The organism is Acidovorax sp. NCPPB 3576 (assembly GCF_028473605.1).
GTDB lineage: Bacteria > Pseudomonadota > Gammaproteobacteria > Burkholderiales > Burkholderiaceae_C > Paracidovorax.
The window spans coordinates 4,510,218-4,531,293 of sequence record NZ_CP097267.1 but is presented as its reverse complement, the minus strand read 5'-3'; the positions used below and the strand labels follow the sequence as shown (position 1 = coordinate 4,531,293).

Annotated in this window: 15 protein-coding genes; 8 read left to right on the top strand and 7 right to left on the bottom strand. The window is 68.9% G+C overall.

From position 1 onward, the window contains the following. Positions 1 to 87 precede the first annotated feature (87 nt). The 4 genes from M5C98_RS20625 to M5C98_RS20610 form a co-directional block, all read right to left on the bottom strand. A complete protein-coding gene (locus tag M5C98_RS20625; RefSeq protein WP_272549296.1) occupies positions 88 to 1,164 on the bottom strand; it encodes a branched-chain amino acid ABC transporter permease in 1,077 nt (358 codons plus the stop codon). 147 nt (positions 1,165 to 1,311) lie between these two features. Then, positions 1,312 to 2,241, bottom strand: coding sequence for a branched-chain amino acid ABC transporter permease (locus M5C98_RS20620; RefSeq protein ID WP_272549295.1), 930 nt, complete (start codon positions 2,239 to 2,241; stop codon positions 1,312 to 1,314). A 16-nt stretch (positions 2,242 to 2,257) separates the two neighbouring features. After that, positions 2,258 to 3,043: an ABC transporter ATP-binding protein gene (locus M5C98_RS20615; RefSeq protein ID WP_272549294.1), complete on the bottom strand. Its 786-nt coding sequence runs from the start codon at positions 3,041 to 3,043 to the stop codon at positions 2,258 to 2,260. A gap of 22 nt (positions 3,044 to 3,065) precedes the next feature. Continuing rightward, entirely contained in the window at positions 3,066 to 5,012 is a 1,947-nt protein-coding gene (locus tag M5C98_RS20610) for an AMP-dependent synthetase/ligase (RefSeq protein WP_272549293.1), read from the bottom strand. Between the two features lie 271 nt (positions 5,013 to 5,283). On the opposite strand from M5C98_RS20610, the gene M5C98_RS20605 reads away from it, so the two are divergent. From M5C98_RS20605 to M5C98_RS20595, 3 genes are all read left to right on the top strand, one after another. Next, positions 5,284 to 6,468, top strand: coding sequence for an ATP-binding protein (locus tag M5C98_RS20605; RefSeq protein WP_272549292.1), 1,185 nt, complete (start codon positions 5,284 to 5,286; stop codon positions 6,466 to 6,468). Positions 6,469 to 6,521: 53 nt separating this feature from the next. After that, the gene (locus tag M5C98_RS20600; RefSeq protein WP_272549291.1) at positions 6,522 to 8,210 is read left to right on the top strand and encodes an ExeA family protein; all 1,689 of its coding nucleotides are present in this window, start codon (positions 6,522 to 6,524) and stop codon (positions 8,208 to 8,210) included. Positions 8,211 to 8,311: 101 nt separating this feature from the next. Then, the gene (locus tag M5C98_RS20595) at positions 8,312 to 9,148 is read left to right on the top strand and encodes a general secretion pathway protein GspB (protein ID WP_272549290.1); all 837 of its coding nucleotides are present in this window, start codon (positions 8,312 to 8,314) and stop codon (positions 9,146 to 9,148) included. Positions 9,149 to 9,277: 129 nt separating this feature from the next. On the opposite strand, the gene M5C98_RS20590 is transcribed toward M5C98_RS20595, so the two are convergent. Next, positions 9,278 to 10,513, bottom strand: coding sequence for an ABC transporter substrate-binding protein (locus M5C98_RS20590; protein ID WP_272549289.1), 1,236 nt, complete (start codon positions 10,511 to 10,513; stop codon positions 9,278 to 9,280). A gap of 127 nt (positions 10,514 to 10,640) precedes the next feature. On the opposite strand from M5C98_RS20590, the gene M5C98_RS20585 reads away from it, so the two are divergent. Further along, on the top strand, positions 10,641 to 11,426 hold the full coding sequence (locus M5C98_RS20585; protein WP_272549288.1) for a Crp/Fnr family transcriptional regulator: 786 nt from the start codon (positions 10,641 to 10,643) through the stop codon (positions 11,424 to 11,426). Here M5C98_RS20585 and M5C98_RS20580 read toward each other — a convergent pair. Further along, positions 11,413 to 13,020 (bottom strand): methyl-accepting chemotaxis protein, encoded by a 1,608-nt coding sequence (locus tag M5C98_RS20580; RefSeq protein ID WP_272549287.1) that lies wholly within the window; start codon positions 13,018 to 13,020, stop codon positions 11,413 to 11,415. The two genes, M5C98_RS20585 and M5C98_RS20580, sit on opposite strands and share 14 nt — an antisense overlap. 320 nt (positions 13,021 to 13,340) lie before the next feature. Between M5C98_RS20580 and M5C98_RS20575 the strand changes: the two genes are divergently transcribed. The 3 genes from M5C98_RS20575 to M5C98_RS20565 are packed head-to-tail and all read left to right on the top strand — an operon-like array spanning position 13,341 to position 17,370. Next, positions 13,341 to 13,961 (top strand): methylamine utilization protein, encoded by a 621-nt coding sequence (locus tag M5C98_RS20575; protein WP_272549286.1) that lies wholly within the window; start codon positions 13,341 to 13,343, stop codon positions 13,959 to 13,961. Beyond that, the gene (locus M5C98_RS20570; RefSeq protein ID WP_272549285.1) at positions 13,958 to 16,294 is read left to right on the top strand and encodes a putative bifunctional diguanylate cyclase/phosphodiesterase; all 2,337 of its coding nucleotides are present in this window, start codon (positions 13,958 to 13,960) and stop codon (positions 16,292 to 16,294) included. The genes M5C98_RS20575 and M5C98_RS20570 overlap by 4 nt, the downstream gene beginning before the upstream one ends. Before the next feature lie 5 nt (positions 16,295 to 16,299). Beyond that, entirely contained in the window at positions 16,300 to 17,370 is a 1,071-nt protein-coding gene (locus tag M5C98_RS20565; protein ID WP_442867204.1) for a pseudouridine synthase, read from the top strand. 122 nt (positions 17,371 to 17,492) lie between these two features. Here M5C98_RS20565 and M5C98_RS20560 read toward each other — a convergent pair whose 3' ends face one another. Further along, positions 17,493 to 18,800 carry a polysaccharide lyase family 1 protein gene (locus tag M5C98_RS20560; protein WP_272549284.1) on the bottom strand — a complete coding sequence of 436 codons (1,308 nt, stop codon included), beginning with the start codon at positions 18,798 to 18,800 and terminating at the stop codon, positions 17,493 to 17,495. A 205-nt stretch (positions 18,801 to 19,005) separates the two neighbouring features. On the opposite strand from M5C98_RS20560, the gene htpG reads away from it, so the two are divergent. Continuing rightward, on the top strand, positions 19,006 to 20,991 hold the full coding sequence (gene htpG / locus M5C98_RS20555) for a molecular chaperone HtpG (RefSeq protein ID WP_272549283.1): 1,986 nt from the start codon (positions 19,006 to 19,008) through the stop codon (positions 20,989 to 20,991). Positions 20,992 to 21,076 lie beyond the last annotated feature (85 nt).

The window sequence follows — 21,076 nt, the reverse complement described above, 5'->3', positions numbered from 1 at the left end:
GCCGCCCCGCAGCGAGGGCGTCGTCCCCCCTCCCGCGCAGCGAGAGAGGGGGTGAAGGCGCGAAGCGACTCAGGGGGGTGTTTCATATCAGTGCGGGAAGGGCCACAGGCGCAGCTTCTGCTTCGCGGTGGACCACAGCTTGGCCAGGCCGTGCGGCTCGACGATGAGGAACCACACGATGAGCGCGCCGAAGATCATCAGCTCGGCGTGCGACACGCCGGCCGTGGAGATGCTGATGCCGAACAGGCCCATGAGCGCAGGCAGGAACTGGTTGAGCACGATGGGCAGCACCACGATGAAGGCCGCGCCGAAGAAGCCGCCCATGATCGAGCCCAGCCCGCCGATGATCACCATGAACAGCAGCCGGAACGACACCTCCACCGAGAACGCCGCAGGCTCCCATGCGCCCAGGTGCACGAAGGCCCACAGCGCGCCGGCCATGCCCACGATGAACGAGCTGACGGCGAAGGCGCTGAGCTTGGCGTACATCGGGCGGATGCCGATCACCGCGGCGGCCACGTCCATGTCGCGGATGGCCATCCACTCGCGGCCCACCGCGCCGCGCACCAGGTTCTTGGCCAGCAGCGCCACCACCACGAGCAGGGCCAGGCAAAAGAGGTACTTGGACTGCGCGCTTTCGATCGGCATCCCGAACACCTGCAGCCCGTTGACCGACACCGAGCCCGAGTCGGAGTTGTTGGTGAACCACTTGATGCGCAGGAACATCCAGTCGCTGAAGAACTGTGCCGCCAGCGTGGCCACGGCCAGGTACAGGCCCTTCACGCGCAGGCTGGGCAGCCCGAAGAGGATGCCGAAGAACATGGCGCACAGCCCGCCCAGCACGATGGCCGGAATGAGCGGCAGGCCCGGCACACGCACGAAGACGTTGTAGGCCCCATAGGCGCCCACGGCCATGAACGCCCCCGAGCCCAGCGAGATCTGCCCGCAGTAGCCCACGAGGATGTTCACGCCCAGCGCCGCCATCGACATGATGACCAGCGGAATCAGGATGGCGCGAAAGAAGTAGTCGCTGGCCAGCATCGGCACGGCGATGAAGGCCACCGCCAGCAGCAGCGCGATGGCGATGCGGTCCTGCGCGATGGGGAAGATCTGCTGGTCGGCGCGGTAGGTCGTCTTGAACTGGCCGTTTTCGCGGTAGAGCATGGTGGTCTCCTTTTGTTCTTGTGATGGGTTAGCGATCAATGATCTTTTGCACGGGGGCGCACCTGCGGTGCCACGCGGAGCCTTCGGCCCCGCTGACAACGCGCGTTGCGCGTTGTGCCTCCTTCGAAAAATCATTGCTCCCGTATTTCATACGCGATCAATGATTTTTTCGCCGAACAACCCTTGAGGGCGGAACAGAAGAAACACCAGCGCCAGCACATACGCGAACCAGATCTCGATGCCCCCGCCCACGAACGGGCCCAGGTACACCTCGGAGAGCTTCTCGCCCACGCCGATGATCAGTCCGCCGATGATGGCGCCCGGCACCGAGGTGAGGCCGCCCAGGATCACCACCGGCAGAGCGCGCAGCGCCACCGTGGTGAGCGAGAACTGCACACCCAGCTTGCTGCCCCAGATCATCCCGGCCACGAGGGCCACCACGCCCGCCACGCACCACACGATCACCCAGATGCGGTTGAGCGGAATGCCGATGGACTGCGCCGCCTGGTGGTCGTCGGCCACGGCGCGCAGCGCGCGGCCGGTGGAGGTCTTTTGAAAGAAGATGCTCAGGAGGATCACCAGCCCCGCGGCGATGGCGGCGGCGATCACGTCTTCCTTGTTGATGAGCACGCCGCCCTCGAACATCGATTCGAACGCAAAAATCGGCTCCTTGGGCATGCCGATGTCGATCTTGTAGATGTCGCTGCCGAACATCGTCTGGCCCAGGCCTTCGAGGAAGTAGGTGATGCCCAGCGTGGCCATGAGCAGCGTGGCGCCTTCCTGGTTGACCAGGTGGCGCAGCACGAGCCGCTCGATGCACCAGGCCACCACGAACATGAGCGCGCCGGCCAGGATGAAGGCCGCGATGCCGGCCAGCAGCGGGCTGTCGATGCCCGTCCATTTGGGAATCCACTCGGACAGCCGCGCCATCGCGAGCGCCGCGAACAGCACCATCGCGCCCTGCGCGAAGTTGAAGACGCCCGAGGCCTTGTAGATCAGCACGAAGCCCAGTGCCACCAGCGAATACAGCATGCCGGCCATCAGGCCGCCGATCAGGGTTTCGAGAAAGAAAGCCATGGTGTGTGTTCTCCGGTCAGTGCGAGGTGCCGAGATAGGCGCTGATCACGTCGTCGTTGCTGCGCACTTCGTCGGGCGTGCCGTCGCCGATCTTCTTGCCGTAGTCGAGCACGACCACGCGGTCGGAGATGTCCATCACCACGCCCATGTCGTGCTCGATGAGCACGATGGTGGTGCCGAACTCGTCGTTCACATCGAGGATGAAGCGGCACATGTCCTGCTTTTCCTCCACGTTCATGCCGGCCATGGGCTCATCGAGCAGCAGCACCTGCGGCTCCATGGCCAGGGCTCGGCCCAGGTCCACGCGCTTTTGCAGGCCGTAGGGCAACTGGCCCACGGGGGTCTTGCGGTAGGCCTGGATTTCCAGGAAGTCGATGATGTGCTCGACGAACTCGCGGTGGCGCGTCTCCTCGCGCTCGGCCGGGCCGATGCGCAGCGCCTGCAGGAGCAGGTTGCTTTTGATCTTGAGGTTGCGCCCGGTCATGATGTTGTCGATCACGCTCATGCCCTTGAACAGCGCCAGATTCTGGAAGGTCCGGGCCACACCCATCTCGGCCACCTGGCGCGAGTTCATGTGCGAGAACGTCTTACCCCGGAAGGTGATGGAGCCGTCCTGCGGCGCATACACGCCGTTGATGCAGTTGAGCATGGAGCTCTTGCCCGCGCCGTTGGGGCCGATGATGGCGCGGATCTCGTGTTCTCGCACGTTGAACGAGATGTCGGTGAGCGCTTTCACGCCGCCGAACCGCAGGCTGATGTTCTGGACGTCGAGGATGACGTCGCCGATCTTCTTGGTGGTCATGATGGGTCTTGCGGCGTTGCGTTCAGGCGGCCTGCTTCGTCGGGGCGAAGGTCCGGGCGTCGTCGAGCTTGAGCGTGGCGCTCACGCTGCCCGTGCGGCCGTCCTCGAACTTCACCTGCGTCTCGATGAACTGTTCGGTGCGGCCGGCGTACAGCGCCTCCACCAGCGTGCCGTACTTGTCGGCGATGAAGCCGCGGCGGACCTTGTTGGTGCGCGTGAGTTCGCCGTCGTCGGCATCCAGCTCCTTGTGCAGCACGAGAAAGCGGCTGATCTGGCTGCCCGCCAGCAGCGCATCGCCCGCGAGGTCGGCGTTCACCTTCTCCACGCAGTCGCGGATCAGCTCGTACACCTCGGGCTTTTGCGCCAGATCGGTGTAGCCGGCATAGGGCAGGTTGCGGCGCTCGGCCCAGTTGCCCACGGCATCGAAGTCGATGTTGACCATGGCGCACACCTTCTCGCGCCGGTCGCCCAGGGCCACGGCCTCCTTGATGTACGGAAAGAACTTGAGCTTGTTCTCCACGTACTTGGGCGCGAACATGGCGCCGTCGTTGGCGCCGCCCTGGATGCGGCCCACGTCCTTCACGCGGTCGATGATCTTGAGGTGGCCCTGCGCATCGAGAAAGCCCGCATCGCTCGTGCGATACCAGCCGTCGGCCGTCAGCACCTCGGCCGTGGCGGCGGGGTTCTTGTAGTACTCCTTGAGCAGGCCGGCCGACTTGACGAGGATCTCGCCGTTGTCGGCCACCTGGATCTGCACGCCGCGGATCGGCACGCCCACGGTGTCGGCGCGCGCCTGGTGGTCGGGCTGCAGGCATACGAACACGGCGGTCTCGGTGGAGCCGTACAGCTGCTTCAAATTGATTCCGATCGAGCGGTAGAACGTGAACAGGTCCGGCCCGATCGCCTCGCCCGCCGTGTAGGCCACGCGCACGCGCGAAAAGCCCAGGTTGTTGCGCAACGGGCCGTACACCAGCAGGTCGCCCAGCGCGTATTTGATGCGGTCCAGCAGCCCCACGGGCTGGCCATCCATGCGCGCCGGACCCACGCGCCGGGCCACCGCCATGCAGGCGTGGAACATCTTGCGCTTGAGCGTGCCCGCGTCCTCCATGCGGATCATCACGCTGGTGAGCAGGCCCTCGAAGATGCGCGGCGGGGCGAAGTAATAGGTGGGGCCGACTTCCTTCAAGTCGATGGAGACGGTGCTGGCCGACTCGGGGCAGTTGACCACGTAGCCGCAGGCCAGCCATTGCGAGTAGCTGAAGATGTTCTGCCCGATCCATGCGGGCGGCAGGTAGGCCAGCACTTCCTCGGCCGAAGTCAGGTGGTCGAACTCGGCGCCGGCCTGCGCGCGGTCGAGCAAGGTGGCATGCGTGTGCACCACGCCCTTGGGGTTGCCTGTGGTGCCCGATGTGAAGAACATGGCCGCCACGTCGCCGGGCTGCACCCGGGCGACCTGCGCGCGGAACCAGCCGGGATTCTGCGCCACGAAGGCGGCGCCGGCTTGCGCCAGCGCGTCCAGCGACGCCAGGCCCGGCTCGCTGTAGTTGCGCAGGCCGCGCGGGTCGTCGAAGTACAGGTGCGACAAGGCGGGGCACTGCGCGCGGATTTCCAGCAGCTTATCCACCTGCTCCTGGTCTTCCACCACGCAAAAACGCACCTCGGCGTTGTTGAGGGGAAAGACGCATTCGGCGGCCACCGCATCCTGGTACAGCGGCACGGGAATGGCGCCCAGCGCCTGCGCGGCCAGCATGGTGGCGTACAGGCGCGGGCGGTTGGCACCCACCACCACCAGGTGCTCGCCCGCCTGCAGTCCGGCCTGCTGCAGCCCGGCGCACAGCGTCTCCACCATGGCGGCCAGGCCGGCCCATGTGTGGGTCTGCCAGATGCCGTATTCCTTTTCGCGCAGTGCCGCGTCGGTGGGCCGCTCGGCGGCGTGCCTCAGCAGCAGTTGGGGGAAGGTGGTCGTCATGCCTGTTCCTACCGGTGATTTCCGCCGAGGCTGCTGGCGGGGCGCGCAGCCATGCAAGGGAGATGCAACGGATGGTAGGAACCGCTTTGACGCTTTCTTGTCTTGCCGACGACAATTTGCGGGAAACTCCTGACGGGTGTAACCCTGCCTGCGATGAAGTCCGATGGCAGGCCGGCCAAAGAGGCGTTCCGTCGAGGTGCCATTCAGAAATATCGCTATTTATCGCGTTCTAGATAAACTATCTTTTTCGGGATAAAAAAGGATATTTGCGATGATTGCCTTCCAACGTACCGCCCTGGCACAAGCGCTGACGTCCGCGCTGCAGGGCAAGGCGCTGCTGGGCGATGCCCACAACGGGCTGTTCCTGGCCGCACCGCGCCGCACCGGCAAATCCACCTTTCTTCAGGGGGACCTGCGCCCGGCCCTGGAGGCTGCGGGCGTGGTGGTGGTCTATGTGGACCTGTGGGCCGACGCGCGGCGCGATCCGGGCGGGCTGATCGCGGAGTCCATCGCCCGCGCCCTGGAGCCCCGGCTGGGCCTGGTCGCACGCTCGGCGAGAAAGGCCGGCCTGGACAAAGTGAAGGTCGGCGGTCTGGAGGTGGACACCAGCAAGATCGGGAAGGTGGATGGCCTGACCTTGACCGAAGCCCTGCGCCTCCTGCACGAAAGGGCGGGTCAGCCGGTGGCGCTGATCATCGACGAGGCGCAGCACGCCTTGACCAGCGAAGCCGGCGAGGCCGCGATGACCGCCCTGAAATCGGCCCGCGACCAGCTCAACCGGCCGGGCATGGTGAACCTGATGCTCGTCATGTCCGGCTCGGACCGCGACAAGCTGCTGCGCCTGGTGAACACTGCGGCGGCCCCTTTCTACGGATCGCAGATCCAGCGCATGCCGCCCCTGGGTGCCGACTTCATCGCCCATGTGGCTGCCTTGATCGAAGCCCAGCGGCCCGAACTGAAGCCGGTCGATCAGGCTTCGCTGCAGCAGGCGTTCGAGGTCTTCGGCGACCGCCCGCAGTTCTTCATGGCCGCATTGGGACAGGTGTTGAGCCCCTTGGCGGCGCTGACCGGGCGCTTCGAGCCCGCGCTGCTGCAAGCCGCGCAACAGCAGCAGGCGCAGGACGAAGCGCAGATGGAGTCCGACTACCTCGGCCTCAAGCCGACCGAGCAGGCCGTGCTATGGCGCATGCTGGAGCAGGGCCCGCGCTTTCGCCCCTACGACGCCGAAGCCCTGCGCTTTTACCGGGACAACGCCGGCCATCCGGTGACGGTGCCGCAGGCCCAGAAGGCGCTGGAGGCGCTGCGCCAGCGCATGCCCGCGCTGGTGTGGAAGTCGGCACGCGGCGAATACGCACTCGAAGACGCGGCCATGCACCGCTGGTTCGAGGCACGGGCCGCTGCGGGCCGCTGGCCGCCCGCGCCACTGCAGGGCCTGCCGCCGCTGCAAGACGATTGACCCGCGCGCCGGCCGCAGGGCGACCGCCACGGCAGGGCGGTATCCTTGCCGCCATGTACGCCCCGTTTTTCGGCCTGGAGCACGCGCCGTTTTCCATCGCCCCCGACCCGCGCTATCTGTTCATGAGCGATCGCCACCGCGAGGCGCTGGCGCACCTGCTCTACGGCCTGGACGCCGGCGGCGGCTTCGTGCTGCTGACCGGCGAGATCGGCACCGGCAAGACCACGGTGTGCCGGTGCTTCCTGGAGCAGATCCCGGCGCACTGCAACGTGGCCTACATCTTCAATCCGCGGCTCACGGTGGGCGAGCTGCTGCGCTCCATCTGCGACGAGTTCGGCGTGGCGCACACCCCGGCGGTGCCGGGCTCCGAGACGGTCAAGGACTGCATCGACCCGCTCAACGCCTTCCTGCTGCAGGCCCATGCGGCGGGGCGCAACAACGTGCTCATCATCGACGAGGCGCAGAACCTCTCGGCCGACGTGCTGGAGCAGCTGCGTTTGCTCACCAACCTGGAAACCAGCGAGCGCAAGCTGCTGCAGATCATCCTGATCGGGCAGCCCGAGCTGCGCGGGATGATCGCCGGCCCCACGCTGGAGCAACTGGCCCAGCGCGTGATCGCCCGCTTTCACCTCGATGCCCTGAGCGCCGAGGAAACCCGCCAGTACATCGCCCACCGCATGGCCGTGGCCGGGCTGCAGGGCGCGTTGCCCTTCACCGCGCGTGCGCTGCAACGCGTGCACTCGCTGGCGCGCGGCGTGCCCCGGCGCATCAACCTGCTGTGCGACCGGGCGCTGCTGGGTGCCTACGCGGGCGGCGTGCGCGAGGTGAACGAAGCCACCGTGGACCAGGCTGCGCGCGAGGTGTTCGATGCCCCGCCCGCGGCCCGGGCTGCCGCGGGCACCGCGCGTGCCCCGCGCTGGGCGGTGGCGGGCGCTGGCGCACTGGCGGGGGCTGCGGCAGTGGCCTGTGCCGGCTGGGCTCTGGGCTGGTGGCCGCCAACGGGCGCGGCCGCGGCGGGCCCGGGGCCCGTGGTGGCGGCAGCAGCGCAAGCACCTGCGGCATCGACTGCCTCCATGGCTGCATCGCTGCCGGCGGCCTCGGCCGCGGCGACTCCGGTAGCCACACCCCCTTCGGCATTGCAGGGTTTTCTGGCCTTGCAGCCCGAGGGAGACGACGCCGCCTGGCGCGCGCTGGCCACGGCCTGGGGCGCCGCTGCGCCGGCCCCCGGCGCCGATGCCTGCGCAGCCCTGGCCCGCGAGGGCCTGCGCTGCTTTCGCCAGCGCCGTGCGGGCCTGAGCCTGGTGCGCCAACTGGACCGGCCGGGCGTGATGACGCTCTTCACGGCGGACGGGCGCCCGGTGCCGGTCGTGCTGTCGCGGCTGGACGGCGGCGTGGCCACGCTGGAAGGCGCGGGCCGCACCCTGCAGGTGCCCGTGGCCGATCTGGCGCAGGCGTGGCGCGGCGAATTCGCCACGCTGTGGCGTGCGCCGCCGGGCTTGCAGGAGGGCAGCGATGTGGCCGACCACCCCGCCACCCTGGCGTGGCTGGACGCCCAGTTGCCACCCGTTGCCCAGGGCACCGCCGCAGCCCAGCGGCCAGCCGCCGCGCAGCGCCGTGACCGCATCCATCGCTTTCAGGTCGCCCAGGGTCTGGCGCCCGACGGCCGGGCCGGGCCCTTGACCCTCATGCTGCTCAACCGTGCCGCGGGCGTGGACGAGCCGCGCCTGCGCAAGGGAGCCTAGGCGCATGCCCATCCCTCCGACGCGACCGCACCGCGTTTTCGCCGGTCGTTCCGGGTTGTTCGATTCCTGCGGGCACGGCCCCACGCACTCTTTCCCATCCTATGTCCTACATCCTTGATGCCCTGCGGCGCGCCGAAGCCGAGCGCGGCCGCGGCGCCGTGCCTGGCCTGCACACGCCGGCCGTGCCCGCACCGGGCGCTCCGTCCATGGCCGAGCCGGCCCGCAGGGGCGCCCTGCCTTGGTTGCCGGTGCTGGCGGCTGGCTTGGCCGTCGCCGGTGTGGCGGCCGGTGCGGCCTGGTGGTTGGCACACCGGACGGCGGTGCCGGCCGAGCCGGCGCGGGTCGTGGCGGCGCCGGTTTCCGAGCCCGTGACCCCGGCCGCGGCGACCGCGCCAGCCCCCACGCCGCCCGCCGCCCTGCAGCCGGCGGAGCAGCCAGCCCGCGCCCGCGTGGCCTCGGCAGCGCCAGCCCCGCTGCCTGCGCCGGCGCCTGCTCCGGCCGTGCGGCCGGAACGCGTGGCCCCGGTCACGGTGCCTTCGGCCGCAGCGGCGGCGGCGCCGCCCGCGCCACTGCCCGCCGAACGTGCCGCATCCGCGCCGTTGTCACGCGCCTCGGCCGCGGCAGCGGCCACCGCGCGCCTGCTGCCGCCGGCCAACGGCGCTGCCACACCCGCGGCACCCGCTGTAGCCGCCGCAGCCGAGGCGCCGCCCATCGTGGCGCAGCGCGATCTGCCGCCGTCCCTGCGCGAGCAGTTGCCCGCCATGCAGTTCAGCGGCGCCACCTATTCGGCGAACCCTGCCTACCGCATGGCCATCGTCAACGGACAGGTGCTGCACGAGGGCGACCAGGCGGCGCCGGGCGTGGTGCTGGAGAAGATCGAGCCGTCCCGCACGGTGTGGGCGTTCCGGGGCTACCGCTACGCCGTGCCGTCGCAATGAGGCGGGTGGGCATGGACCAAGGGATAAAACGGCCACTGCCGCCGTATTCAATGCCTTTATTGCTATATTTTTGGTAGCAATGGAATCGTCCGCCGCCGATGGCAGCGGGCCCGTGATCCATGGGGCGGCTCAGCGGATGAACCGGCCGTCCCGCCCCACGAGGGTCAGCTCGACGAAGCGCGAGGCGCTGCGTTCCGGGCCGGTGGCGTTCACCTCGAAGCCGCCCAGGTCCCAGTTCTTGAGGCTCCAGGTGGCGTCCACGAAGGCGGCGCGCGAGGGGTTGCGGCCCGCGCGCTGCAGGGCCTGCGCGAACACGCGGGCGTTGATGTAGCCCTCCAGCGCCAGGTGCGAGGGCTCGGCCGTGGCACCCACGGCTTTCCAGGCCGCCTGGAACTCGCGCACCACCGGCACCACCACGTTGGTGGGCAGCGGCACGACCTGCGAGATGGTGAGGCCGACGGCATCCGCCCCCAGCGCCTTCACCGCGGCCGAGGTGCCCATCACCGACGTGGCATACAGCATGATCCCGCGCCTCATCCCCCGGAAGGCTTTCACGAACTCCAGCGCCGGCTTGCCGGCCAGGCCGATCAGCACCGCCTCGGGGTTGCCGTCGGCCAGCTGGCGCGCCGCGGAGCCGGCGTCCGATGCATCGCTTTCGACGGTGCCGGACAGCGGCTCGCCCAGCTTCAGCCGGGCCATGGCGTCGCGTGCGGCGGAGAACACCTCCTTGCCGAAGGCGTTGTTCTGATAGACCACGGCGATGCGCCGGATGCCCAGGGTGGAGAAGTGCTGGACCAGCTTGTCGGCCTCGTCGGCATAGGTGGCGCGCACGTTGAACACGCTGCGCGCGCCTTTCACCCGGCTCAGCATGGCGCCGGTGAAGGGGGCGAAGAACGGCATGCCCGAGGGCAGCACCTTGGGCAGCATGGCCTCGACCATGGGCGTGCCCATGCAGTTGAAGAGTGCGAACTGTTCGCGGTCGGCCAGGAACTTGTCCACATTGGCCAGCGCGCGGGGGATGTCGTAGCCGTCGTCCAGCGTGGTGAGTTCGATCGTCTGGCCCTGCACGCCACCCTGGGCGTTGATGGCGGCGAAGGCGGCCTTCGCGCCCAGGTGCATGGCCGAGCCGAGGTCGCCCAGCGGGCCGGTGAGCGCGGTGGACTGCGCGATGCGCAGCGCCGAGCCCTGCGCGCGGGCCGGGGCGGCGCCGATCCACGGCAGGGCCAGGGCGGCCGCACCCGCGAGCACGCGGCGCCGCCGGGGCGGTGCGGCAACGCCGCGCGATGCCGCGCCGGATGGGGCAGTCTGCCAACGCGGTGGGGTCGCGTCGCAAGAAACGAGGGCCTGTTGGAATATTTTTGGCATGGTGTCTCCGTGGCCTGTGGGCGAATCATGGGCGTGCGCGGACCGATTCTTTGTCGCCCCGGCAACAGTCCGCATCGTGGTATTCCCGCAATCGCCCGGCGGCTGTCCTGCCCCATGCTCGCAGTCCATGAACGATGACCTTTCGCTGCACCAGCGCCGCCGCCTGCCGTCCCAGGTGGAGCTGGACGGCATTCCCTGGCTGCCGCTGCTGTCGCTGCCCGAGCGGGAGCGCGCCATCGCCGCGCTGCTCGTGGGCGATGCCAAGGTGGGCGATTACGTGTGCCGCGTGGGCCGGCCGGTCACCTACTGGTTCGGCGTGGTGGAGGGGCTGCTCAAGATGAGCACCGACAACGCCCAGGGCCAGACGATGACCTTCACCGGCGTGCCCCCGGGCGGGTGGTTCGGAGAGGGCACGGCGGTCAAGCGCGAGCCCTACCGCTACAACATCCAGGCGCTGCGCAGGAGCGTGGTGGCGGGCCTGCCCATCGACACCTTCCACTGGCTGCTGGACCATTCCATCGGCTTCAACCGGTTCGTGATGAACCAGCTCAACGAGCGGCTGGGCCAGTTCATCGCCGCGCGCGAGATCGACCGGCTGGGCAACCCGGACGTGCGCGTGGCGCGCAGCCTGGCAGCGCTGTTCAACCCGGTGCTTTACCCCGGCGTGGGCGAGGTGCTGCGCATCACGCAGCAGGAACTGGCGTACCTGGTGGGGCTGTCGCGCCAGCGCGTGAACGAGGCGCTGGCCGAGCTGCAGGCCCAGGGCGCGATCTGCGTGGAATACGGCGGGCTGCGGGTGCTGGACCTGCCCGCGCTGCGCGAGAGCGTGTTCGCCGCGCAGGCCGAGGCACCCGTGCGGCGCGCCATCCGTGCGCCGGGGCCCTCGGATGCGCGGGCGGTCATGCGCGGCTGAGGGGCGCCGCCAGCTCGGGCGTGCGCGTCAGGCGGAAGGTGCCCACCATGTCCGTGAGGCGGCCGGCCTGGTCCTTGAGGCTGCCAGCGGCTGCGCTGCTTTCTTCCACCAGCGCGGCGTTCTGCTGCGTCATGGTTTCCAGCGCGCCCACCGACTGGCTCACGTCGGCGATGCGGTCGCTTTGCTCGCGGGCCGATGCGGTGATCTCCGCCATGATGCCCGACACCTGCTGCACCGACTGCACCAGTTCGCCGATGGTGGCACCCGCATGGCCCACCAGCGTGGTGCCTTCCTGCACCTGATTGGCGCTCGCCAGGATCAGTGCCTTGATTTCGCGCGCGGCATCGGCCGAGCGCCCGGCCAGCGCCCGCACCTCGCCGGCCACCACGGCGAAGCCGCGGCCCTGCTCGCCCGCGCGGGCGGCTTCCACGGCGGCGTTCAGCGCCAGGATGTTGGTCTGGAAGGCGATGCCGTCGATCACGCTGATGATGTCGGCGATCTTGCGCGAGCTGGCGCTGATCACGTCCATGGTGCGCACCACCTGCGAGACCACCTCGCCGCCGCGTTCTGCCACCTGCGATGCGGCGGCGGTCATCTGGTTGGCCTGGCGGGCTGCGTCGGCGCTCTGCTGCACGGTGTGCGTCAGGTCTTCCAGGGCCGATGCCGCCTGCTGCAGGTTGCTGGAGGTCTGCTCGGTGCGCTGGCTCAGGTCGAGGTTGCCCGAAGCCACTTCGGAGCTGGCCAGCAGGATGGAATCGGCCGTGGTGCCGATGCCGCCCACCAGCGAGCGCAGTTGCTCCTGCATGGCGGCGATGGCGTCCAGCAGACGGCCCGTTTCGTCCTGGATGCGCACTTCCACGCGCGAGGTGAGGTCGCCGCGCGCGATGCGCTCGGCCACCACCACGGCCCGCCCGATGGGCTGGGTGATGCTGGCCGTGGTGCGCCAGGCAATCAATGCGCCCAGCACGATGGCCAGCGCCACCAGGGCGCCGCCGATGGCGCGGGCCCGGTCTTCCATGCGCGACGCGCCGGCGGCGGCCTCGGTGTTGAGGGTGTTTTGCAGCTGCACCAGTTCGGCCAGCTTGTCGCGCCAGGCGGCCTCGGCCGGGGCCACCCGCGTCATGAGCGAGAGCGTGGCGCTCACCGTGTCGCCGTCTGCGATGGCCTTGAGCGCCGTGTCCAGCTCGGGCCGGGTCTTGCGCGCCAGGGCCTGGATGTCGGTCTGCAGCTGGCGCTCGGCCGCCGTGGCGCCGGAATCGAGCAGCGTCGCCAGTTCGGTCTCTTGCGCGGCATAGCGCTGCAGCGCCTGGCCGACCCGTCGGGTCTGTTCATCGGCGCTCTTGGGATCGACCTCGCCGAGCATCGCGGCCGACCGCCCCTGGATGCCGATGGCGCTCACGTTCTCCAGCATGCTGTTGACCAGCCGCATCTTGGCGGCGCTGGCCCCGGTCATCTGCTGCATCTGCTGGTTGACCTCGTTCAGCGAGGCGTGGGCCACGGCGGCCACTGCGATGAGCAGTGCCAGCATGCAGCCGAACCCCAGGAACAGCCGGCGGGAGATGGAGAAGGTCTTGAAGAACGAAGCGGTCTGCATGGTGTTTTCCGTGGCCGATGGCCTTTGAACGAAATGCACAGCAAAAGCAGTGCCAGTGGTCGGTGCGCGTCGCCGTCCGGGCGGTGGTCGGCAACGCAGTAATGTTACATATGAGGAACCCACCAAGGAGTATCTGCCCCTAAAGTCTCCCGTGAGCGGTGCCGGTGAGTGAATTGATTTAATCGCCCATATCTTATTAAATGCATCGTTCTGTTGCTATTTATTTGGTAGCGTAGCGCCGTGCCATTTTTGCGCATTCCACTTCGGCGTGGTTCGATCTGCCGCCGCCTTGTTACATTTTTCTGGAAGGAACCGGCCCCATGACCCGACTTCGCTCGCCCCTGTCTCGGAGCATGGTCGCCATGCTCTGTGCGGTGACGTTGCCGGCAATGGCCGCGGAGGTCCAGGTGACCGTGCAGGACGGCGCGGGCAAGCCGCTGCTGGGAGCGGTGGTGTTCCTGGACTCGCCCGAGGCGCACAAGCTGGTGCGCCCGATGGCCCAGCAGGACATGGGGCAACTGAAGCGCCGCTTCGTGCCCGAGGTGCTGCCGGTGACGGTGGGCACCGAGGTGCGGTTTCCCAACAAGGACAACGTGCGCCACCACGTGTATTCGTTCTCGCCGGCCAAGAAGTTCGAATTGCAGCTGTATTCCGGCACGCCGGCCAACCCCGTGCTCTTCGACCGGCCGGGCGTCGTGGTGCTCGGCTGCAACATCCACGACCAGATGGTGGCCTGGATCCTGGTGCTGGAAACACCCTATTTCGCCCAGGGCGCCCCGCCGTTCGGCAGCGCGCGCATCGAGAAGGTGCCCGCGGGCAACTACACGCTGCGCGTGTGGCATGCGGGGCTTCCGGTGGGCGCCGCCGCCTATGCACAGCCCCTTGCGGTGGCCGAGGGCATCGCGCCCGTGGTCGTGCGGCTGACGGGGGTGACCCCTTGAACCTGCGTGCGCTGCGCCGCAGCCTGATCTTCCGGCTCGTCGGCATTTCGCTGCTGCTGCTGTTGATCGTGCAGGCGGCCGGGTTTGTGGTGGTGCAGACCTTCATCGTGCGCAACGCGCGCGCCCAGATCGAGCGCAGCCTGGACGTGGACGAACGCGTCTGGCGCTGGCTCCTGGAGCAGAACGCCGTGCGGCTGCAGGAGGCCTCCGTGCTGCTGGCCTCCGACTATGGATTTCGCTCCGCGGTGAATTCGGGCGACGCGGAGACGATCCAGTCCGTGCTGGAGAACCACGGCGCGCGCATCGGCGCCGCGATGACGGCGCTGCTGGACACCCGCATGCACCTGCAGTCCACCAGCCCTTCGCGCACCCCGGCCGACTACCAGAGCGCGGTGGACCAGGCCGTGCCCGCGCTGGTGGCACAGCCGCAGGGCAGCCAGATCGCCGTGGTGCACGGCATTCCGTACCAGTTCGTGATGGTGCCCATGCGGGCGCCGCTGCTGGTGGGCTGGGTGCTGATGGGCTTTCCGGTCAACGAGACGCTGGTGTCCGAGATGCAGCAACTGCTGTCGGTGGACGTGGCCATCCAGGTCCGCGACGCCACCGGCGCCGTGGCGGTGCCGGTGAGCACGCTGCCGTCGCGCGCCCTGGCGGATCTGCGCGACTTCCGCATGGGCGGGGAGCAGGTGCTCGGCGGCGAGACGCTGCTGGTGCGGCCCGTGCGGCTGGACAGCGGCGCCACCAGCGCCCGCGCGCTGCTGCTGCGCTCCATCGACGATGTGGTCGCGCCCTACCGCCGGCTGCAGATCCTGCTGGGTGTGATCACCGTGGCCGGCCTGGTGCTCTTCGCGCTGGGCAGCGCCTTCATGGCGCGCCGCGTGACGATGCCGCTGCGCTCGCTGGTCTCCGCCACGCACCGCCTTTCGCAGGGCGACTACGCCGCCCCCATCGAGCACACGCGCCGGCATGACGAGATCGGCAACCTGGCCCGCTCGTTCGACCGCATGCGGGTGGACATCGCCGGCCAGCAGGGCGAGATCCTGCGCCTGGCCGACACCGACCGGCTGACCGGCGTGCCCAACCGGGAGCGCTTTCGCCGCGCCATCATGGAAGCCATCGGCCCCGGCAGCGGCGGGCGCCCCGTGGCCGTGATCGCGCTGGACCTGGACCGCTTCAAGCACGTGAACGGCGTGCTCGGCTATGCGCTGGGCGACCGGCTGCTGCAGGCCGTGGCCGAGCGCATCAGCGCGCAGGCGCGTTCGCCGCACGACGTTGTCGCCCGCCTGGGCGGCAACGAGTTCGCCATGCTGATGCCCGGCGCCGACGACACGGCAGCGCGCGACATGGCCCAGCGCATCATCCGCGCCTTCGAGATGCCGGTGGCTTTCGGGGACCGGGCGGTGGATTTGAGCGCGGGCATCGGCATCGCCTGCTGGCCCGGCCCCGCGCAGGATGCCGATACCCTGCTCAGCCATGCCGAGATCGCCATGTACGCGGCCAAGCAGCGGCTCAGCGGGGCGCTGCTGTACGAGCCGTCGATGGATTCCTCCAGCGCCGGCTCGCTCTCGCTGCTGACCGAGCTGCGCCGCGCGGTGGACCGCAACGAGCTGCGCCTGTTCCTGCAGCCCAAGGTGACGCTGACAGGGCAGCCGGGCGCCGCCGCCGAGGCCCTGGTGCGCTGGCAGCACCCCGAGCGCGGCATGGTGCCGCCGCTGCAGTTCATTCCGTTTGCTGAGCAGACCGGCTTCGTGCGGCAGCTCACGCTGTGGATGTTCGAGCAGGCCGTGCTCTTTCTGGCGCAGCCGCGGGTGCAGCCGCTGTCGCTGCGCATCTCGATCAACCTGTCCACGCGCGATCTGCTCGACCCCGAGCTGAGCAACCGCCTGGGCGCCTTGCTGGCGCGCCACGGCGTGACCGCCTCGTCGTTCTGCCTGGAGATCACCGAGAGCGCCATCATGGACGAGCCCCTGCGCGCCGAGGCCATGCTCAACCGCCTGTCCGAGCAGGGCTTCAAGCTGTCCATCGACGACTTCGGCACGGGGTACTCGTCGCTGGCGTACCTCAAGCGGCTGCCGGTGGACGAGCTCAAGATCGACAAGTCTTTCGTCATCGGCATGGCCTCGGACAACGGCGACGAGCAGATCGTGCGCTCCACCATCGACCTGGCCCACAACCTGGGCCTGAGCGTGGTGGCCGAGGGGGTGGAGACCGTCTCCGTCCTGGAGCGCCTGCGGGAGCTGCATTGCGACGACGCGCAGGGCTACTACATCAGCCGGCCGTTGCCCATGGATGACTTTCTCGCCTGGCATGCGGCGGCCGCCGAGCGAAAATAGCGCCCATGTCCGATTCGCCGCCCCGCCGCCGCCTCTCCCTTCCCCCAGCCGCCGCCCAGGCCGCGCCGTCCGCTCCTGCGGTGCCGTCGGCCAGCCGCGCCAACGCCGGCCCTGCGGCCCGACCGTTCCCCGGCGCATCGCCGCGCGCCCCCTCTCGCGTCCCACCCCGCGCCCCCTCCCGGCCAGAACCCTGGCAGGAACCCCGATCGTCCGACCGCGCGCGCGCGCCGCAGCCCGCCACCGCCCCGCGCGGGGCCGCCGCCGCGCCAGGCCGCCCGCCCGAACGCCGTGGCCCCGCTGCCGCGGCCCCGGCGGGCGAGGGCGGCACCTCGCGCCTGAACAAGCGCATGGCCGAACTGGGCCTGTGCTCGCGCCGCGAGGCCGACGACTGGATCGCGCAGGGCTGGGTCAAGGTCAACGGCCAGGTCGCGCCGATGGGGCTGCAGGTCACACCCACCGACCGCATCGAGGTCGAGCGCGTGGCGCAGGGCTTTCAGGACCAGAAGGTCACCATCCTGATGCACAAGCCCATGGGCTACGTGAGCGGCCAGGCCGAGGACGGGCACACGCCCGCCGTGGCGCTGATCAACCCGCGCACGCACTGGCGCGAGGACCCGAGCCGCATGCGCTTTTCGCCGCCGCAACTGCGGGGCCTGGCGCCCTGCGGGCGGCTGGACATCGACTCCGTCGGCCTGCTCGTGCTCACGCAGGACGGCCGCGTGGCCCGCCAGTTGATCGGCGAGGACTCCGGCGTCGAGAAGGAATACCTCGTGCGCGTGCAGTACGGCGACGTGGCGCTGAACGTGCAGGACGCCTTTCCCGCCGACCAGCTGGCCCGCCTGTGCCACGGCCTGGCCCTGGATGGCCAGCCGCTCAAGCCAGCGCGCGTGGACTGGCAGAACCCCGAGCAACTGCGTTTCGTGCTGCAAGAAGGCAAGAAGCGCCAGATCCGCCGCATGTGCGAGCTGGTGGGCCTGAAGGTGGTGGGCTTGAAGCGCATCCGCATCGGCCGCATCACCCTGGGCAACCTGCCGGTGGGGCAGTGGCGCTACCTGGGGGCGAACGAGAAGTTCTGAAGCCCCGGGCCGGGGCATGCCGCCGGCGGCGCTGGTGGCAGGGTTTTGGATGTTTTTGATGCCATGCCCTAGTGAAACATGCCTTGTTTGCTATTGAATTAATAGCATTCTCCGGGGCGTGTTCAGGGCGAAGTGCCCCCGGTGGTGCCGATCACCCCGACGCCCGCTTGCCGGCGCACCGAGCGGGCCGTCTCGGCGGCGGATTCCGGCGCGACCAGCGAGTCCCGCCACGCACCGAAAGCGCTGATCGCCGGCGCATCCAGCGGCGGCGGGTCGGCGGTGCCGCTGGCGATCTGGTCGTTGGGCACGCAGTCCCGCCCGATGGCCTGGCGGCACAGGCCGTTGCGCGGGTCGGCCTGCCTGGCGAACGGGGCGAAGGCCGGGCCCGGGCCGGGCGCGTGCGGGTAGCGGTACACGGGCCAGGTCACGTGGTCGAAATAGTTGCCCTCCATCAACAGGCGGGCCGTGGCCGTCAGGGGCATGGCCGCGCCTTCGCCGCTGATGTTCTCGAAATAGTTGTTGACCAGGTGCGCGGCCACGGTGGCGTTCTTCATGCCGCCCGCATGCGGCCCGCGGCCCGAGGTGTCGTGGATGTAGTTGCGGGCCACGGTGATCGTGTCCTGTGCGCCCAGGAACAGCCACAGCCAGTAGTGGTGGCCGTCGCAGGTGGCCGAGTGGTCGGTGCGCCCGTCGAACTCGTTGTGGGACAGGGTGACGTGCGTGGCGCTGCCGAAGCCCGTCACCACCATCTGGCGGCCGATCCGTGCGAACAGGCTGTGGTCCACCCACACGCCGTCGGCGCCGTCGATGGTCAGCGCATCGCCGCCCCAGACGACGCCCGGGTTGATGTCGGTGATGCGAAGGTTCTGCACGATGACGTTGCGGTTGCCATCGCCGATCCGCAGGCCCCGGCCCTGGAGGCCCGCGTTGCGCCCCAGGCCGACGAGGGTCTTGTTGGAGCCCACGGGCAGGGGGCGGCGCCCGGCGTTGTCGTAGCTCACCGGGGCGGCCGGGCGGCCATCGCAGAAGTGGGCGACGTTCAGGGCCCACTGCCCACCCCGGCCGCCCTGGCCGCCCTGGCCCGGTGGGTTGTCCTTGCAGTCGACAGCCAGGCACCCGGCCTCGGTGGTGGTGGCGGAGCCATGGGCCTGCAGCGAACCCCGGAAGTCGAACAGGCGGTCCAGCACGATCACGCGCGGTGTGTCGTCGGTGCACCGCTGGCCCTCGGCGCGCTGGCACAGCGCGCGTTCCAGGCCGTCCAGCGAGGTGGGGCGCACCACTTCGCCCTGGCCGCCGCCGGTGACCCCGGCGGCGAAGCCATCGGGCCGGCCCGTGGCCTGGGCCCACAGCGGCGGGGTGGGGCCCAGCAGCAGGGCCAGGCACGCCGCCATCGGCAGGTGCCTGCGAAGCAGGTTCTGGAGTTTGCGCATGGATCGGATTCCGTCGTCAGGGAGGCAGGCCACCCCGGGCCGGGGGCGGGATCGCGGCTTGGAACGGGGCACGCAGCCGGAGTTCAATGGCCGCGGGCGCCCTTGGGGCAGGGCCGAACCCTGCAGCCTTGATAATGCGGCGCCTGCCCCGAACTGCCGGGGCGTCCCTCTTTTTGTGAATGACCCCGACCTCCCAATCCACACCATGAGCAAACAGACCCATTCCTTTCAGGCCGAAGTGGCGCAACTGCTGCACCTGGTCACGCATTCGCTGTACTCCAACCAGGAAATCTTCCTGCGCGAGCTGATCTCCAATGCGTCCGACGCCTGCGACAAGCTGCGTTTCGAGGCCCTCAACGACAACGACCTGTACGAAGACGCGCCCAACCTCGAAGTGCGCGTGGCCTTCGACAAGGACGCCAAGACGCTGACCATCACCGACAACGGCATCGGCATGAGCCAGCAGGAGGCCATCGACCACCTGGGCACCATCGCCAAGAGCGGCACCAAGGACTTCATGGGCAAGCTCTCGGGCGACCAGAAGACCACGGCGTCCGAGCAGGGCCAATTGATCGGGCAGTTCGGCGTGGGCTTTTATTCCGGCTTCATCGTGGCCGACAAGATCACCGTGGAATCGCGCCGCGCCGGCCTGCCCGCGCAAGAAGGCGTGCGCTGGATCAGCGGCGGCACGGGCGACTTCGAGGTCGAGACCATCACCCGCCCCGAGCGCGGCACCAGCATCATCCTGCACCTGCGCGACGACGCCGAAGAGTTCCTGAACGCCTGGAAGATCAAGTCCATCATCGGCAAGTATTCCGACCACATCAGCCTGCCCATCCTGATGGCAAAGGAAGAGTGGAAAGAGGGCGAGCTGATCAACCCCGCCGACGAAAACGGCGGCCGCCAGCCCGGCGGCATGGTCAAGACCGGCGAGTGGGAAACCGTCAACAAGGCCAGCGCCCTGTGGACCCGCCCCAAGAAGGACATCACCGAAGAGCAGTACCAGGACTTCTACAAGGCCATCAGCCACGACCACGAGAACCCGCTGACCTGGAGCCACAACCGCGTGGAGGGCAACACCGAGTACACGCAACTGCTGTACGTGCCCGCCAAGGCGCCGTTCGACCTGTGGAACCGCGACAAGAAGGCCGGCGTGAAGCTGTACGTCAAGCGCGTGTTCATCATGGACGACGCCGAGGCGCTGATGCCCACCTACCTGCGCTTCGTGAAGGGCGTGATCGACTCCAGCGACCTGCCGCTCAACGTGAGCCGCGAACTGCTGCAGGAAAGCCGCGACGTGCGCGCCATCCGCGAAGGCTCCACCAAGCGCGTGCTCGGCATGCTGGAAGACCTGGCCAAGCACGACAGGCACACTGCCGGCGAAGGCGCCGACGGCGTGACCGATGTGGTGAGCGACGAGGACAAGGCCAAGGAAGGCAAGTACACGGCCTTCTACGCCGAGTTCGGCGCCGTGCTCAAGGAAGGCCTGGGCGAGGACTTCGGCAACCGCGAGCGCCTGGCCAAGCTGCTGCGCTTCGCCTCCACGCAAAGCGATGCGGTCACCGTCTCGTTCGCCGACTACAAGGCGCGCATGAAGGACGGCCAGGACGCCATCTACTACATCACCGCCGACACGCTGGCCGCCGCCAAGAACAGCCCGCAGCTCGAAGTCTTCAAGAAAAAGGGCATCGAGGTGCTCCTGATGACCGACCGCGTGGACGAATGGGCGCTGAACTACCTGCAGGACTTCGATGGCACCCCGCTGCAGTCCGTGGCCAAGGGCGCGGTCGATCTGGGCAAGCTGCAGGACGAGGCCGAGAAGAAGGCCGCCGAGGAAGCCGCCGAGGCCTTCAAGCCGCTGCTGGCCAAGCTCAAGGAAGCCCTCAAGGACAAGGCCGACGACGTGCGCGCCACCACCCGCCTGGTCGATTCGCCCGCCTGCCTGGTCGTGCAGGACGACGGCATGAGCACCCAGCTGGCGCGCATGCTCAAGCAGGCCGGCCAGCAGGCGCCCGAGTCCAAGCCCGTGCTGGAGGTGAACCCCGATCACGCCCTGGTCAAGAAGCTCGATGGCAGCGTGCACTTCCACGACCTGGCGCACATCCTGTTCGACCAGGCGCTGCTGGCCGAAGGCGGCCTGCCCGAGGACCCCGCCGCCTATGTGAAGCGCGTGAACGCATTGCTGGCCTGATCGGCCTCCAGCGCATGATTCACTGGGGCATATTGCTATTAAATAAGTAGCAATCAAAAGCCCGGTCTTCTTGGGAGGCCGGGCT

What these genes read in the sequence shown, in the direction of transcription:
- M5C98_RS20625 (WP_272549296.1), bottom strand. Translation starts at nt 1,164, where the DNA reads ATGCTCTACCGCGAAAACGGCCAGTTCAAGACGACCTACCGCGCCGAC.
- M5C98_RS20620 (WP_272549295.1), bottom strand. Translation starts at nt 2,241, where the DNA reads ATGGCTTTCTTTCTCGAAACCCTGATCGGCGGCCTGATGGCCGGCATG.
- M5C98_RS20615 (WP_272549294.1), bottom strand. Translation starts at nt 3,043, where the DNA reads ATGACCACCAAGAAGATCGGCGACGTCATCCTCGACGTCCAGAACATC.
- M5C98_RS20610 (WP_272549293.1), bottom strand. Translation starts at nt 5,012, where the DNA reads ATGACGACCACCTTCCCCCAACTGCTGCTGAGGCACGCCGCCGAGCGG.
- M5C98_RS20605 (WP_272549292.1), top strand. Translation starts at nt 5,284, where the DNA reads ATGATTGCCTTCCAACGTACCGCCCTGGCACAAGCGCTGACGTCCGCG.
- M5C98_RS20600 (WP_272549291.1), top strand. Translation starts at nt 6,522, where the DNA reads ATGTACGCCCCGTTTTTCGGCCTGGAGCACGCGCCGTTTTCCATCGCC.
- M5C98_RS20595 (WP_272549290.1), top strand. Translation starts at nt 8,312, where the DNA reads ATGTCCTACATCCTTGATGCCCTGCGGCGCGCCGAAGCCGAGCGCGGC.
- M5C98_RS20590 (WP_272549289.1), bottom strand. Translation starts at nt 10,513, where the DNA reads ATGCCAAAAATATTCCAACAGGCCCTCGTTTCTTGCGACGCGACCCCA.
- M5C98_RS20585 (WP_272549288.1), top strand. Translation starts at nt 10,641, where the DNA reads ATGAACGATGACCTTTCGCTGCACCAGCGCCGCCGCCTGCCGTCCCAG.
- M5C98_RS20580 (WP_272549287.1), bottom strand. Translation starts at nt 13,020, where the DNA reads ATGCAGACCGCTTCGTTCTTCAAGACCTTCTCCATCTCCCGCCGGCTG.
- M5C98_RS20575 (WP_272549286.1), top strand. Translation starts at nt 13,341, where the DNA reads ATGACCCGACTTCGCTCGCCCCTGTCTCGGAGCATGGTCGCCATGCTC.
- M5C98_RS20565 (WP_442867204.1), top strand. Translation starts at nt 16,300, where the DNA reads ATGTCCGATTCGCCGCCCCGCCGCCGCCTCTCCCTTCCCCCAGCCGCC.
- M5C98_RS20560 (WP_272549284.1), bottom strand. Translation starts at nt 18,800, where the DNA reads ATGCGCAAACTCCAGAACCTGCTTCGCAGGCACCTGCCGATGGCGGCG.
- htpG (WP_272549283.1), top strand. Translation starts at nt 19,006, where the DNA reads ATGAGCAAACAGACCCATTCCTTTCAGGCCGAAGTGGCGCAACTGCTG.